Genomic DNA, 15,390 nt, shown 5'->3' on the forward strand with positions numbered 1-15,390 from the left:
GCAAACAAATTAGCATGGCGCTAGATTCTTTGCTTAACCAAATTTTACCTCTATTAATTTCCTTTAATCTCCTTTAATTTGGATATAAGCATCGATGAAAATTCGTTCCCATTTCGAAAGTTGTTTTCACATACCTTATCGGCAATCTCCGATCTGGATAGCATTTGGGCCTACGCGTCGATATCTTTTCAGCTATGGCGAACGATTAAAAAATGAGAGAATTTGTAAATGAACATTGGTTATTTTAACCAAGTTATTCCGCAAGATCAAGCTGCGAAATGGTATTGATTCCGAAAATAAAAAACACCTGGCGACGGTAAATATGACAGGCTGGAAGTCAAGGAAGAAAGATGTTACTTTAATCTGAAAAAGGTATTGGGTAGATTATCGGTATCAGTGAAATGTGTAAGAGTAAAGTAAGCAGGGATAATGGCATTGAATCTGTAAAAAAATGCACCTGATACATTAGATCATCAGACAATGTAACTAAGCTCTTTTTAGATCAAGTTTGACTACTTTTCAGTGGCGCCCTTACAGAATACATTACGGAACAGGAACTAACAAAGTTAGACACGAAAGGATTCGTGTACCAATTGGGAGACACTGTCGAAACGAAAATGGTCGCAGCTATACACCAAGACTACACCGGGCTATTCTATGAGATAAACATATGGCTTGGAATCTAGCACTAATACTAAATGAAACTGCCGTAGCTCGATTTTGTCCAACTTTTGAATATACAGTTTAGAAACTAAATATTATATTACAGGCTGTATTTCTATAATTTTTTGGTACCAAGCAAATAATTTATAAGCGCATTAATGGTTGTCTGATCGATCACACCTTGTTAGATCCATGTCGGAGAAAGTCTTATCAAATTCAATCATTCTGGCGTCAAGTACTTCAGGTCTTCGAGAAAGATTCTCCCAAGGATATATAGAGGTCGGTGTATATCCCTAATATTGTCTGTAAGACTATCTGGTATAATGTTACGTTATAAATTCATTTTTTAGCAGCTATACATTATACATCCATTACGTTCCAGACATTGGGGTCTAGTCCAGCTAGCCGCGCCATAAATCGATCAGAGTGAACTGCCAAACAGAGCAAATGCGTAGGACGTGAAAAGCCCACGTAGGCCATCCGCAGGGATTGCTGCGTATAGGGATGAATCTAAGCCGGTCTTGGTTGGCCAAGTAAATAATTCGATAGCCGCAGGATATCAGAGGTAAGGACTTTGTTAGCCTCAATATTTCGAATTTACCGCCAGGTATTTATTTCTATGAAGTGACGAATAGCCGGGAAGTTATATCAGGCAAGTTATACCGCATTTAAATACAGGGAACAGGAATGGATCCGGAAACTCGTCAAAGAATAGCAATTGACGTGATATGCAATTGGAGCTACGAGCAGAACAGCCTTTACGGCAGCCGTTTTTGCCTGTTCAATGCCGATCTTTATGTGCCGTTGTTCCCTGACCTGATCCCCTTAAAGACCGACATCAGCGCCGTGTACAACCTGCAATTGGGATTATTTGCCGATATGGCCGCGGCGCAGCAGGATCCTTCCGGCTACGAAAACGCCATTGTATGCCTACGGCTTCAGTGCGAGGACCCTACTGGCAGGCTATCCGCTACATTTTGATATGGCCTGGCCCGGAAACTTCAACAGGCAATCGGTATGGTATTGTCGATGACGATAAAATGAAACGGAAATGAGCACTAAACCGCTTTTGAATAGCCCTTCTAACAATTTCTTTCGCGAATAATCTGTTGCACTGTCTACTCAAAATAGCGAGGTATAGTTTTTTCCATCATGTTCAATTACAAAGGTAAATTACCCGGAGCTTCAACATAGACCACCGCAACCAGCAGTTAGCTATAGGATAATTTAATATTTCAGAACTTTTAAAGTATAGAGATTCTGGTTAGGATCGTTTAGATTTTTTTTCAAGTTTTGTCCTATTAATTATTGCAAAGCAATCTAACAACTTTGGTGAGATCCAACTGCTAACTATAAAAAGCAAGTTCATGAAAGAAGTCTTTCGATTTCTAATCTTCCTTTCCCTAGTCCATAATGTCAATGCGCAAACGAAGACGCAATATTGTATCGATTTTGACAAGTTTCTAAACATCTCTCCTGATCCATTTTGCTCCTATTATGTGTCGGAGATACCATTCAAATTGTATCAAATTAATGATGATCCGATGTGCAGTAACTTACCAACAACATCATCGGTGGTTAGATGGGCTCGTTTCAATCTTACAAGTCTTCCAAATTATAAAAATATTGTGTCCTTGCGGTTCACCGTAATTAAGGACAACAAATTTGGTGCTCAACCAGATGCAGGTGCAGACGCTTGTTGTCTCCTCGTTGGAACCAGTTCCGGTCAAGATAAGTTCTATTTAAAAAAAGGGGAATCCTTCGAAATTCCAGTAAAAGAGACTGATGTTATTATTATAGCAGACCCTGAAATGTATTTGATAAATCCTCCCGGCAGTTCAACTAGATATCCATCAGGCCCAATTCCCAATCCCATACTCAATTTTTCTCCGGTTTATCGAAATTCAAATGGTCAATGTCATGACCCTTCAATCGACAGAGTGGAGAATCTACTTAGTCAAGAGCAGGTATTGTATGATTCGACTCGCGTGCATAGTAGAGCATATCATTTTTATCAAGTTGACACCATAGTCTGTGACCCCCACACCCCGCCAAGCCATAAATTATGTAATGCGGACGCTGTGTGGGATTTTATTAAAAGCAGGGATTATTATCAGGCTCCCCTCTACAGTGACTTTCCATCGCTTAGTGTTCCGAATACTGACTGCGACATGACTTATGACTTTCCATTTAAAGGTATTTCAAAAGCTTTTGAGCTCCTCAATTCGGTTCGAGCACCAGGACCTTTAGGAAACACTATCACTGACTGTGAGCAAATCAATTTGTCCCCGACACCGGCTCGCTGGCTTTTGGGTGTAGTGGATGGTCCAACACACAATATTTTGCCCTACTATACCAATTCAGATCCCGTAAAAATTGTAATAGACGAAGAGAACAAGTGTATTACTAACTATACTTTGCCAGGCCATTTCCTTTATCCAGGGAAAATCAAACGATGTATAGTTGGCGGTGGTGAGTGTGATCGCGTTGTAAGGGTCACAACTGAGGGAAGCGGCTTTAGTGGATGGGACTCGGCTTTAGGATATCCATTCTCACCCTGGATATCTATGCTGAATATTTGCGTTGGGACCAGGACTTTTAGTAACCTAAATGCGCGCCTCGTATATGACTTCAATAATAAATAAGATCAACATGAAAAGAAAATGCTCCCTTCTTTTTTCGCTCATCGCAACATTGATTGTCTCTTGCCAGGTTTATAGTCAATCCCTTTCAGATCGACGTTGGAAAATAGACAACAGCACTGTTATCTCCGGTACAGATACGACAGAATTATTTGATACCAGAAGAGAGCTAAACATTTTTGATCTAGATCAAATTGAATACAGCTTCGATGAAAATGATCATTACGTAGGTGCAAACGTTGATGGAGGTAATATAGAAGGGGTGTGGACACAAAACCAATCGGAAATTGTGCTAGATGGCGTTACAAGCGGCTTTCAGTGGATTGACTCCACACACTTTTTATTGAGTCAGCCATTACTACTTCATGACTCAACAGGTGCGATAAGGCCGGCAGTGTCTTTAATTAAATTCTACTACAGCCCGATAACTTCATTTCAATTTACAGTTTTTCCCAACCCGATGAAATCAGACCTTTTTATTCAATTGGAAGCTCCAAAGGCGTTCAACGCTTCAATCGGTGTACGTAATATGCTGGGCCAAACGGTATCCACTTACCCGATCACACGTTTCGACGCCTATAGTAGAATATCGATCAATGTATCTAACCTACCGAGGGGAATATATTGTGTATTCGTTACCGGGGACAATATTGCGGAAAATAAGCTCATAAGCATTTTGTAAAAAGAATGGGTAACCGATCGCTAAAGAAATTCAGGGAGATAGTAGTCAAACTGTAAAGAAAGTCCCTTCATTTCTTGTGTGAAAAAGCTGACGATTCTTGTATCTGCGAGTCGGCAAAATCAGGTATGCACAGAGATCAACCAGGCACTTACGTCAAACATAAAACACTCGGCGCTTCCGCTGGCATGGCCATTTCCCAGCGCAGCTACATAGCAAATGGATGTTTACAATCACATGAAGTGGAACCTCGAAAAGGTCGGTGCAAGCCAAAATATGGATCTAGAACAACGTTGTGTAGGATGAGCTAATAACTTTTCTGTTTGTAACCAGAATCAAGAGTAATTAAATCACGGCTTGGTAAGTAACATCTCAGTTAAAAAATGGACAATCGCTGTAATGTGAATATCATTTTACAAAAATCTTTATTCCACTAAAGGATTTGCGTACTTCTATTTGCATTCTACTCCTTTTCCCATTCATCTAATTTGATCACGAAAACGATACTATTAAACGCGTCTGTTCAACAATAACGCCAGATCTATAGAGATCTGGTGTTCGCGTTTTATTAGTCGTGACAAAAACAGTATAAAGCATCATTATTCCGTGGCCGCCTGATCGTTTACAGAGCTTTCTGCTATTCCCGTCAGTGCTTCATCTGTTGCTTTTCCCTGATATAGTGTTTGCTGCAGTAGGTCTGCCACTTCTGAATGAATAAACCACGGTATCATCCTTTTTGAGTGGTACCCAATCAGGCACTTGCGCACAGAATGCTTTGCGGGCAAAGCTCCGGTGACCGCTTCCGGCGAAGACCAGGGCCGCACCCAGCAGGATACGCGCGCCGTTTTTGATTCTTTCTTTTTCCATTTTTATTCTTCTTTGTCGCTTTCTGTTTCGGCTTTTTTGTTTTCTTCCAGCAGGTTGGTGGTGTAAGGATGTTCAGCCAGCAATCTGGCCATAAAAGCTAGGTTAGTGGTCATATAACGCAGGCTTTTGTTGGTATAGAGGTAGTGTTCACCGCCGGCCTCCACATAATCCTTTTCGCCGCCGGCCTTGCCTACCCAATACGCATTGACATTGGCCGGGATGGTGAATCCTACTTCCTGTAAGGACCAAAGCACCTGCGCGGCGCAGCTGTGTGCACCATCTTCGTTACCGGTCACCAGGCAGCCGCCGACTTTTCCGTAAGGCATATATTGCCCTGTGGCTTTGTCCGCGAGGTCCTCATCACGGAATATCGCATCCAGCCTCTCGATGACTTTTTGCGAGGTGGAAGCAAGGTGCCCCATCCAGATAGGTGTAGCGATCACAAAAATTTGACAGGCCTTGATCTTATCCAGGATCTGTGGCCACTGGTCACCATCCCCCTCGTCGGACGTATTGCCGGTTAATACATTGTAATCGTTCAGCCGGATGATCTCGGTCTCAAAACCAAGTTCCTGTAACTGCATGGCGGCCTTTTGGGCCAGCGCACCGGTGTTGGAAAAATCAGGCGTACGCTTCAGCGTGCAGTTGATGAATAATGCTTTCATAGGTTAATAAGCTAGTTCTTGATCGTACCTCTTCTCATACAACCGTATGTCTATGGATGTTGTTTTCTTTTGAGTTTAGAAAATTAATTTCAATTAAAACCTGAGGAATAAGGTCGGGATTTATTAACGTAAATGCTGTTATTGCCGATTATAATGATTTCACAAAACTGCGGCAGGCAAGAATATTTCTGGGGAAAGAAATGCCTGGTGACGTATGAAAGTCACGCCGGAAGACTGGATAGCTAATTTGCAGGAAATAAAAAAGCCTCCGTTTGGAGGCTTTTTACTAGTGCTTATCTGAGTTGGGTATTTTCTTGAGTGCTTTTACTTTCTCTGCTGTGTCGTGCATTTCGGTAATCAACTTTTCGTTTTCGCCACGTAGTTCGGCTGATCGTCTTTTAAGCTCATTTAATGCTTCCTGACCGTCTTCGGAAAGAGGTTCTTGGGAATTTTCGTCCATTATGGCTTGCCTTAGACCTCAAATGTACGGCATAATTTCAGATAAGCTATAAGACAGGATTGCATTAACAATAAACTAAGTGTTATGCAATCTGGTCCTTACTTACATGTTGTCCATTAACAGCACATTGAATTTATGGCCGTCCGGATCAGCAAAAGCAAAGCCATAATAATTAGCCTCATCTCTTTGTACCGGCTTAATAATATTGCCGGCGGCATTTTTTACCTTATCTGAAAATTCATTGACTTCCTCCTCTGTTTCCGCGGAAAGCGTAAAAATGATCTCACTATTACCTTTTGACCCCGAAGGTAAAAACTCATCTATTTGTGATCCCTGTTCAAAAAAATGGATCACAAAATCATTTTCTCCGAAAAGGAAGCTGGCTAGTTGAGGATATTTGTTTGCCCCGTTGGGTGTAAAACCTAATTCCGTATAAAACCGGTTGGTACGCTCCACATCTTTTACGCTATAGTTAGCCCAGATTTTTTGTTTCATATTCATAACGATATTTTTTGGTTGATAACTATTTTTCAAAGCTATTGTTTAGCGGCAAAATATGTGAGGTGCAGGAGCGCCATTTTAGGGGGCCGTTTGCGTCACGACCAGCTAATGAATTTTGTATTTGCGGCCTTATTTCCTTTTTATTTCCTGTAATACCTGCTTGATCATGTCTTTTATTTCCTGTACTTCCGTTGGTTTTTCAGGCAAGACGTTTGTCTGGTGCTTATAGTATTTCCATATTTCCAGCACTTCCGATACCTGTACCGTATAGGGAGCGAACAGGTCGTTAAGCGATTTGAGCAATAAAGTCCCGTCCTTCTGTACTGTGACTTGCTTGAATACAAATTCCTAATCTCTCTTTGAAACGCCGATACAGGGGCCGGAGGGCGATGGCCGTCCAGCCCTTGATATATTGCTGATCACTGACTATTCAAAGATATAGGAAGTAAAGGCATCGCCCCCAGGTATTTGCTTTTAGAGGGGACGATTATTAACAGAATACCTTTACTTGATCGATACAAACACTTCACTTAGCCCGGCTGCATTGTTCCGGAGCACACACATTCTGATCCTAAACAAGTACCTCTCATTGAATGTGCGCAAATGTCAATGGGGCATGACTCCCTTATGCTACAAAGGAATGAAAGGCCTCCCTTGATTTGCCGTGCGTCTAAAGGCGCAATACTCTCCTTAAGTAGCAGAAGCTTCTTACTGAACTTCAGATTTTTCTTTTTCATCAATTTGATAGTTGGTATATCCTCCCCTGTCTTTAGCCATGCTTTGCCTTGGGGTGGTTGTTCAGCATAGCTGCAATCTACCAGATAGAAACAAGCTCGGCAATGACCAATGATTATCTGTAGCTGAAAAGAAATATCTGTAGCTTTTCGACCATTGTTGTTTGTAAAGCAGGATTACAGTAATTGCCAATCACAACTTTTTCAGCGTTTCAATTATCCGCTCTATGAATTCTTTTTCGATAGCCACCTGGTTATCAGGTGATGGGTCGATTACCCTGAAATCATGATTATCATCACGTTCAAAGACTTGCTCTTTGCCGCTTATGATCAGATGAAATTTATAGGAATACGCGAACGTCACGAACCGTCCCTTCAGCAATAATTTCTCACCTTTATAGGCTACCGGCAATTCAAAAAATGTTCCACACTATTTGTGACTTAGAAGATAGCCAATGACGAGTCTGATAACAACGGCGATAAGGACAGGTCAAGCTAATCCTTGCTTGGATTGTGCTTCAGCTAATTGCATCTACTAACGCCTGGAGAACATCTAGGCAGCGATAATTTCTTCCTACTATGGACGAATTCTGATTACAGCAAAATAGAAGCAGCTCTACTCCCCACAAAAGAGCTCTGTACAACCTCAGTTCAAATATTCGGAAAATTCAACTTGCATTCACAACGCTGGCTCATAAATTACACAAGAACATTTTCAACTGACAGCCTTAGATACTAAATCGGTTTCTTGTAGAAATGGTATTTATATTACGGGGCGCTCATAACAACTAAATAGTACCCGGTAAAGATCCTTCCATTGGAATCATTTCCAAAATTGCTTGTTGTATGCCCTCAACGGGCACCTTTTTGGGGATACAGCAATCGATTATCGACTCCTCAAGCAACATCATTACTTTGATACTCGGTTGCAATGACTTGACGTGCTGGATTAGGTCCAAGTTATGCCTTTCTCCTATCTGTCCGCCGCAAATCATTAAATCTACCATTTGCTCTCCCAGTGTCTGCAAACATTGCCGATGGGTATTGGCATAAAGTAAAACGGCATCAGGGAAAATGCCTCGGATAATAAACGCCATTCCACGGCGCACTAGCTCCGTCTTGCTTAGAATTATAATTGCTGGCATGGTATACTACATTGAGATAAATAATAGCAATGTTTACTTTACTAAATTAATATGCTAACCGGCTATTGCCGGAGTACACAGTAATAGCTGAAGGATTCAATTGTAATATTACAGCAACTACGAGAGCAAGAAGTCGGGGCGCACCGGTAGATATATAGTGACGCTTGCTTTGATAATACACAGGATTGAGAAGGCTCTGTAAAAAGGACATCCCATATAAGAGGCGACTTGTCCATCAGCCGGCGGTACCATTTTTTGCATTTAATTCTTTTCTTCTGCGAATAAAGTAGCAGTGATCATTAATACTTTATTTACTGTTTTTAATCATGAAACATATTTAAGTATTGGGCTGCTCAACTAGTTCAATACTTATATTCATGCTTCCCTAATCCGTTGGAATAACAGTTAGTGGCGATTTACCTTGTACCCGGAAGCCGGGTATAAAACCCGAAAGCGAACAAATTCACTACCCGGCACCGCCATTTTAAACCAACTTGTAAAAATTATGAATGAGATGTACACATCGCACTACAAGCGACCAATCCGCTCTTTAACAAGGCGCAGACATCCGGTTGGCATAGCATTACTGCTGACTACCTTAATGGGAACGGGTTATGTCTATGGACAATCTCCCGGTGGTGTGACACCCGCAGCCTGGTACCGCGCCGATGGCGTTAACCAGCTTTACTCCGATGCCGGCACCACGCCGGCTGCAAATGGCACACAGCTTTATCAGTGGTCGGAGGCGCAGGGTACTGGCTACAACCTGCTCCAAAGTACTGCTGCAAGGCGTCCTGTATTCACCAGCGCGGCTGATCTCGCCAACTTCAATCCTACTGTTACTTTCGATGGCGCCAACGATTTCATGCAATTTACGGCAGGCGTTGGTGTAAATGTGATAGACCGAGCCAACGGTACACTGTATGCGGCGGGCTATGTAAATGTGCAGAAACACAATGGATTTGTAGGATTTCATCCGTCTATGGACTATCCCGGATTACATGAATTTACAGACAATAAGGTTTTGTTCTTTACCGGAGGGCCGGGGTACCAGGGCAAGAGTGCCGACGCCATGGCGGCAAAAGCTTATTTTAGTGCGGGGGCCGGCTGGGAAAATGGCGCTGGCAGCAGTGCTGGTTACGCGGGCGCTACCGTTTCTTTAAACGGTACACGGACCAACTACAATGGCGGCCAGCTTTATAATGCGAACCTGAGCACAGGCGCGCGTGACCTAAGAATCGGTGGCGACAGCAACTATGGTGCTTTCAGCGGCCAGCTTAATGAAATTCTTGTCTTTGACAACAGGCTGACCCCTACTGAAATGGACCAGGTAGAATCTTACCTGGCTGTAAAATATGGCTCCACTTATGCAGCCGGGACACGCGACTACAAGAATGCTTCGGGAAGCACAGTGTGGACTGCTGCTTCAAATGCCGGCTATAACCACAACATTGCCGGTATTGCTAATGATGGTGCCCTTAATCAAAAGCAGTCCTGGAGCACCAATAGTGCCCGAGAGGTATTGATCAGCACTACAGGACTGGCTAACACCAACGTGGGTAATGCAATCACCCTTACTGCCGGCCAGTACCTGATCTGGGGCGACAATGGTCTTGCAAAAACACCTGGCGTGGCAATTACAGGTTTTGCCGGCATCAGCCATCGTTTTGCTGCCATCTGGAAGGTGCAGAATACAGGCGCCGTAGGTACCGTACGCATAGCCTGGGTAAAGACGTTAACCAACCTGAGCCTCATCCAGAGTACGGACGCTGTTATCAGTTCTGCCGACGACATCATCAATATGACAAGCAACGAAGTGACGGTTAATGGTGTGGTGTATAACTATGCAGATGTTGTATTGGACAATGGCGAATACTTCACCTTTGCGGCTAAGGTAGCTGCGCCCGGTGGCGTAAATGGTCCCGCTGTATGGCTTAAGGCAAATGAAGGTACTACCCTTGCCGGAACCAGTGTAAGCGGTTGGGTAAACTATGGCAATTCAGGAGGTGTTGCCGGCCAATTACCTATTAATGCAAACAGCAGCTGGGCATTGCCGAAGTATGGCGCCAATGAGCATAACTTTAACCCGGCCATTATTGATGATGTGCCAGGTACCAATGCCGGCGGTATGCTCCTGGAAGATGTATTCCCATCGACGGGGAACCGTCCGTTATCTTCCTTTGTGCTACAGAGCTATAATAATGTAGCGGCGCAAACCGACCTGATCGCTTATGCGCCATTGAAACAAACAAGCGGTGCTCTTGAGGCCCCGTTCATGTCATGGTATGGCGCCAACCGCCTTTGGCTTTACTGGCAGGATGTTTATCAAAATGCGCCAACGCTGCCCAATGCTTTGGGAAGACAAAACAACATAGCCTCTATCAGCTCATTTTACATACCGCAATGGGTGTCTGGAACCTTACACCAAACGACTGTGAGCATGAACGGCGCTACGGCGACTACACCTGCCTATTCCATTAACCCCACTTCCCGTCCGTTTGGCAATCAACTATTCATCTTCGGAGATGGCGGCGGTAACAATAATTCGGGAGGAAAGATATCAGAAGTGATCACATACGATAAGGATCTTACGACAACGGAAAAGCTGCAGGTTAATTCCTACCTGGCTATTAAGTACGGCATCACGCTGACCAATAACGCCGGCACGGCCGTAGCCAGCTACCTGAACAGCAATGCCGATACGGTATGGAATGCCACGGCGAATACAGGATATAACAATGCCATTGCCGGTATAGCCTACGATGAAAATAGCGCGCTGAACCAAAAGCAATCCAAAAGCAATAAGGCGGGACAGCAATTAATCATCGGGACCACGGGCTTAAACAATACCAATGTACTCAATACGGCAGGCCTTTCTAATGGACAATATTTAATCTGGGGCGATAACGGACTGGGTAAGTCATTGTCTCAACCCTTTACCGGCGTTACCACGCTCAATCTGCGCTTCGCCGCGATATGGAAAGTTCAGAATACAGGTTCTGCAGGTACCGTGCGTATTACCTGGCCTTCTGGTATTACCAATTTAACCCTTGTTCAAAGTGCTGATGCTGTATTTGACGTTACCGACACAAGGACAGATATGACAGGCAGTACCCAAATAATTAATGGCGTTGCGTATAACTATGCTGATGTAACCTTGGCAGATGGTCAGTTTTTTACTTTTGCAGGATATGTAGCCGGACCCGGAGGCGTTGGCACAGATCTATCGTTGTGGTATAAAGCCGACAATGGTATAACGACCAACGATGCCAGTCAGGTAACCGAATGGGCCACGACTACGCCTAACGGCGTGAGCCTGACGCCAAGCAGCAGTGCAGTACTGCCTTACAACGATCAAACGACGTACACAAGTACCTGGAACTTCAATCCTACAGTGAGCTTCAATGGCACCAACAATTATTTGCGGAACAACACAACAGCATATTTAAACCCAGCTGGCTCTGTACACTATATTGCGGTAGCCCGCTCGCCCCAGCGTACTACAGGAACGGCCCGCACCTTGTTTACCATTGCCGGAAATGACGATGGTTTCTTCCTTTCGGGAGCAGGGGCCCTTACAGCATTCCCTACGATCGGCAACGCGTATAATGTGGCAGCCGCCGCAATAAGCACACCTTACAATTACGGCGTTTATTCTGCTATCTTACCGAAGACAGGCAGTCCGGCCAATCAAAGGGGATTCTACAACGGGTTGATGAAAGTATATACGGCACCTTATCCCTATACCGGCGGTACTTATAGCCTGCCTGCCTCGGGTATAGGCGCTTATATGGGCGCCGATGGTACTACCGGAGATAATTTCAACGGAGACATCGCCGAAGTTGTGCTCTATCACAATGCCACTGGCGGCGATATGCTAAATACAGACCTGGCAAAGATCCACAGCTATCTTGCTTTGAAATATGGCATTACGCTTGACCAGACTTCGGCGCAAAACTATGTCGGTTCTTCCAGCAATGTGGTTTGGGATGCGGTAACCGAAAATACTGGTTACAACAATAACATAGCTGGTATTGCCCGGGATGATATGGGTTCGTTGAACCAAAAGCAATCGAGAAGTGTAAATGCGGGACAACAAGTAATTATCGGCACTACAGGTCTCGAGAGCACCAATGCGCTCAATGCTGTTGGCCTAACCAATAACCAGTTCCTAATATGGGGCGACAATGGCTTAGTGAAATCACCAACAATCGCTTTTGCCACAATAGGCGGCTTGGATTACAAACGGTTCGCTTCCATATGGAAAGTGCAGAATACCGGTACTGTTGGCACTGTCAGAGTAGCCTGGCCCAAAGGCCTAAGCAGCCTGAAGCTGATACAGAGCGCCGATGCCACGATAGATAATACTGACGCCATTACCGACATGACCAATTCCCAGGTAGTAAATGGTGTGGAATATGCTTACGCGGATGTGACGCTTGAAAACGGTCAGTATTTCACTTTTGCGGCCTTTCTCCAGGCGCCTGGTGGCGTAACCAATGGGCTGAGCCACTGGTACCGCGCCGATAAATATGTGCAGGCTACAGGTGATGGTGCAGATGTTACCTCGTGGACCGACTTTACTTCTGGCGTCACTTCTGCCCAAGTTGAAGATGTGGCCCTTCCTAAATTCAAGCAGGGAGATACAACTTATTTTAACTTCAATCCGGGTATTAATTTTACGGCAGCTAACCAATCCCTTGCTAATTTGAATGTGCAGACAGTATTTGGTTTGAATTATGACATCTTTACGCTGACGAAAGAAGGGCTGTCTCCAGGCGGGAACGGACGGGTATTCAGCGCGCTGGTGAACAATGACAACGTTTCCGGAAATATCAATTATTGGGACGGTATCGGCATTATGGCCGACAATCGTCTGGAGCGGATGAATACCGCTTATACAAACAGGTACCTGGCCAATCCCGGCAACATTACATGGGCAACCAATACACCGAGCATCATGTACAATACTTTCTCAGACACAACAGCAGCCAAAGGTTTAAATGGCGCGCCTAAGGGAGCAGCCGGCACGCACACTACGCGTGGGCTTTTCAATGGCGGGCACGCTTTCGGAACGACACAATTCCCGGGTAATGGTAGCGACAATGCCGGCTTTACGGGCAATATCGGCGAGCTGGTCATTTATGGGACCGGGAGTATTACGGCAGCTGAGCGTAATAAAGTAGATGCTTACCTCGCTATTAAATATGGTGTGACGCTTAATAATACCAACAACTACACCAGTTCGCAAGATGTAGTTGTATGGAGCGCGGCCGCCAACGCCGGATTTTACAACAATGTTGCCGGTATCGGGCAGGACTTTATTTCAGCTTTGCATCAAAAGCAAAGCCGTAGTCAGAGTGCGAATACCAACGGACAGGTGATCATGAGCCTCAATGAGCTCGCGACTACTAATGCAGAGAATACAGGTTCTGTAGATAATGGTCAATTCCTGCTTTGGGGCGATAATAACGTTAAGCAGGCGATGACCGCTACCGCAAGCACCTATACCACCTTTAGCTATGCCGGTGGTACCAATAACGGACGTCGAATGAACAGGATATGGAAGGTCCAAAATACGAATGTCGCGCAGCCGATGCAAGTGCTGTTCCCCCGCGCTTCTGTGGGTACCACTACTTTGCCGGTTGGTGACGCCTGTGCGGCTTATGCAATGCTGTTCGCCGACGACTCCGCGATGACCACAAACATCACAGTAGTGCCACTGGACATCACAGACGACAGCGCCAGCTATATTGTGGCACATGCGTTCCCAAATGGAATGAGCTATTTCAGCTTCGGTAAAGTAACTCCATTGAACAATGGTAACATTTACCTGCCTTCGGTAGTGGAAAGTACAACAGAATATGACAATAACTGTGGTGTGGGCGAATGGGTACACTATCACCAGACCGGCGACGCCACCGAAAAGCTATTCGGCACTTCAGGCTTTGGTGCTGCTGACCTGGATAGCCTGGAGCTGACGATCACGCCCGAAGGTACCAGCTATGACGATGGGGTACGCCTGACCAACCTGATGCCTCGTGTTACCTTTGTGCAAAACAACAACAGTTCGCCATTGCCGGCCGGCAAAGTAAAGGTGTACTACAGCGCCGATGAAATGGCTGCCACAATAGTTACCGGTAGTGCAACGCAAGGCTGGTTTAAATATGATGGCGATGCGGAGGCGGTGCTGGCCGATGTATATGGAGATGGCATTTTTGAAGCGGGTAAGGCTGTTGCCATTACTCCGGCAGCAACTGGAGTCGAAAATGGCGTGAACTATGTTGTATTCGATGACATATCTTCTTTCTCCAGCTTCGTATACCTGTCTTCTACAGAAAATCCGGGTACCGTATTACCCGTGAATATGCTTTATTTCAGAGCGGAAAAGAAAGCAGAACAATCATTGCTGAGCTGGGCAACTGCTACAGAGGTCAAGAGCAGTGGGTTTGTTGTTGAGCGTAGTAAAGATGCGCGTGCCTGGACAGAGATCGGCTTTGAAGCAAGCAAGGCTACTTCTAATACAGAGCTGTATTATAGCTTTCTGGATGAAAACCCGATGAACGGCAACAATTTCTATCGTCTGAAGCAATTGGATATAGATGGCGGCATTGAATACAGCCAGGTAAAGCTGGTTAAATTCGATAAAACGCACCAGCTGCAGATTTTACCCAATCCTGCCAATGCGAGTTTTGTCATTAAAGGATTGCGTGGCAACAATACAATTACTATGGCCAACGTAGCCGGTCAGGTACTTGTCAATACAAGGGCCGAGGGTGTCGGTGAGCAATTGATACAGATTGTGCACCTGCCTGCCGGAATGTATTTTGTAACGGTGACGAATGAAGATGGCTCATCGGAAGTACATAAAGTTGTAAAGCACTAAGCAGTCGGATGAGCAGCTAGTCGGATAGTGCTGAATAAAGTGGGTATTGCCTTGGGCAATGCCCACTTTGCTTCCAGATTCACTAGTACACATTATATATCTTCCTTTTGAAAGCATTTTACTCAATTGAAATTTTTAACTGACCTAA

General features: G+C 44.7%; 12 protein-coding genes. 5 read left to right on the plus strand and 7 right to left on the minus strand.

Translation table 11 applies throughout. From position 1 onward, the window contains the following. Window positions 1-392 precede the first annotated feature (392 nt). The 4 genes from DZK30_RS26650 to DZK30_RS24060 all read left to right on the plus strand — a co-directional run bounded on the left by DZK30_RS26650 (window position 393) and on the right by DZK30_RS24060 (window position 3,987). A complete protein-coding gene (locus tag DZK30_RS26650) occupies window positions 393-461 on the plus strand; it encodes a DUF1508 domain-containing protein (RefSeq protein WP_394342415.1) in 69 nt (22 codons plus the stop codon). Window positions 462-1,350: 889 nt separating this feature from the next. Beyond that, on the plus strand, window positions 1,351-1,644 hold the full coding sequence (locus tag DZK30_RS24050) for a hypothetical protein (RefSeq protein ID WP_118976749.1): 294 nt from the start codon (window positions 1,351-1,353) through the stop codon (window positions 1,642-1,644). A gap of 386 nt (window positions 1,645-2,030) precedes the next feature. Then, window positions 2,031-3,308, plus strand: coding sequence for a hypothetical protein (locus DZK30_RS24055; protein WP_118976750.1), 1,278 nt, complete (start codon window positions 2,031-2,033; stop codon window positions 3,306-3,308). Window positions 3,309-3,315: 7 nt separating this feature from the next. After that, a complete protein-coding gene (locus DZK30_RS24060; protein WP_162903412.1) occupies window positions 3,316-3,987 on the plus strand; it encodes a T9SS type A sorting domain-containing protein in 672 nt (223 codons plus the stop codon). Between the two features lie 651 nt (window positions 3,988-4,638). On the opposite strand, the gene DZK30_RS24065 is transcribed toward DZK30_RS24060, so the two are convergent. From DZK30_RS24065 to DZK30_RS26335, 7 genes are all read right to left on the minus strand, one after another. Beyond that, complete coding sequence (locus DZK30_RS24065; protein ID WP_118976752.1) at window positions 4,639-4,851, minus strand: DoxX family protein; 213 nt, start codon at window positions 4,849-4,851, stop codon at window positions 4,639-4,641. A 2-nt stretch (window positions 4,852-4,853) separates the two neighbouring features. Beyond that, window positions 4,854-5,516, minus strand: coding sequence for a flavodoxin family protein (locus tag DZK30_RS24070; protein WP_118976753.1), 663 nt, complete (start codon window positions 5,514-5,516; stop codon window positions 4,854-4,856). Between the two features lie 286 nt (window positions 5,517-5,802). After that, window positions 5,803-5,976 carry a hypothetical protein gene (locus DZK30_RS26135; protein WP_162903413.1) on the minus strand — a complete coding sequence of 58 codons (174 nt, stop codon included), beginning with the start codon at window positions 5,974-5,976 and terminating at the stop codon, window positions 5,803-5,805. A gap of 102 nt (window positions 5,977-6,078) precedes the next feature. Next, on the minus strand, window positions 6,079-6,477 hold the full coding sequence (locus tag DZK30_RS24075; RefSeq protein WP_240432985.1) for a VOC family protein: 399 nt from the start codon (window positions 6,475-6,477) through the stop codon (window positions 6,079-6,081). 129 nt (window positions 6,478-6,606) lie between these two features. Beyond that, window positions 6,607-6,780, minus strand: a complete 174-nt coding sequence (locus DZK30_RS26140; RefSeq protein WP_162903414.1) for a hypothetical protein — start codon at window positions 6,778-6,780, stop codon at window positions 6,607-6,609. A gap of 227 nt (window positions 6,781-7,007) precedes the next feature. After that, a complete protein-coding gene (locus DZK30_RS26655; protein WP_205529558.1) occupies window positions 7,008-7,214 on the minus strand; it encodes a class I lanthipeptide in 207 nt (68 codons plus the stop codon). Between the two features lie 785 nt (window positions 7,215-7,999). Next, entirely contained in the window at window positions 8,000-8,356 is a 357-nt protein-coding gene (locus DZK30_RS26335; protein WP_118976755.1) for a response regulator transcription factor, read from the minus strand. 505 nt (window positions 8,357-8,861) lie between these two features. Here DZK30_RS26335 and DZK30_RS24090 point away from each other — a divergent pair. Next, complete coding sequence (locus tag DZK30_RS24090) at window positions 8,862-15,242, plus strand: T9SS type A sorting domain-containing protein (RefSeq protein WP_118976756.1); 6,381 nt, start codon at window positions 8,862-8,864, stop codon at window positions 15,240-15,242. Window positions 15,243-15,390: the final 148 nt, after the last annotated feature.

This window comes from Taibaiella koreensis (assembly GCF_003545715.1).
Taxonomy (GTDB): domain Bacteria; phylum Bacteroidota; class Bacteroidia; order Chitinophagales; family Chitinophagaceae; genus Taibaiella; species Taibaiella koreensis.

Coding starts and splice junctions, on each gene's coding strand:
- DZK30_RS24050 (WP_118976749.1), top strand. CDS start 1,351: ATGGATCCGGAAACTCGTCAAAGAATAGCAATTGACGTGATATGCAAT.
- DZK30_RS24055 (WP_118976750.1), top strand. CDS start 2,031: ATGAAAGAAGTCTTTCGATTTCTAATCTTCCTTTCCCTAGTCCATAAT.
- DZK30_RS24060 (WP_162903412.1), top strand. CDS start 3,316: ATGAAAAGAAAATGCTCCCTTCTTTTTTCGCTCATCGCAACATTGATT.
- DZK30_RS24065 (WP_118976752.1), bottom strand. CDS start 4,851: ATGGAAAAAGAAAGAATCAAAAACGGCGCGCGTATCCTGCTGGGTGCG.
- DZK30_RS24070 (WP_118976753.1), bottom strand. CDS start 5,516: ATGAAAGCATTATTCATCAACTGCACGCTGAAGCGTACGCCTGATTTT.
- DZK30_RS26135 (WP_162903413.1), bottom strand. CDS start 5,976: ATGGACGAAAATTCCCAAGAACCTCTTTCCGAAGACGGTCAGGAAGCA.
- DZK30_RS24075 (WP_240432985.1), bottom strand. CDS start 6,477: ATGAATATGAAACAAAAAATCTGGGCTAACTATAGCGTAAAAGATGTG.
- DZK30_RS26655 (WP_205529558.1), bottom strand. CDS start 7,214: ATGAAAAAGAAAAATCTGAAGTTCAGTAAGAAGCTTCTGCTACTTAAG.
- DZK30_RS26335 (WP_118976755.1), bottom strand. CDS start 8,356: ATGCCAGCAATTATAATTCTAAGCAAGACGGAGCTAGTGCGCCGTGGA.
- DZK30_RS24090 (WP_118976756.1), top strand. CDS start 8,862: ATGAATGAGATGTACACATCGCACTACAAGCGACCAATCCGCTCTTTA.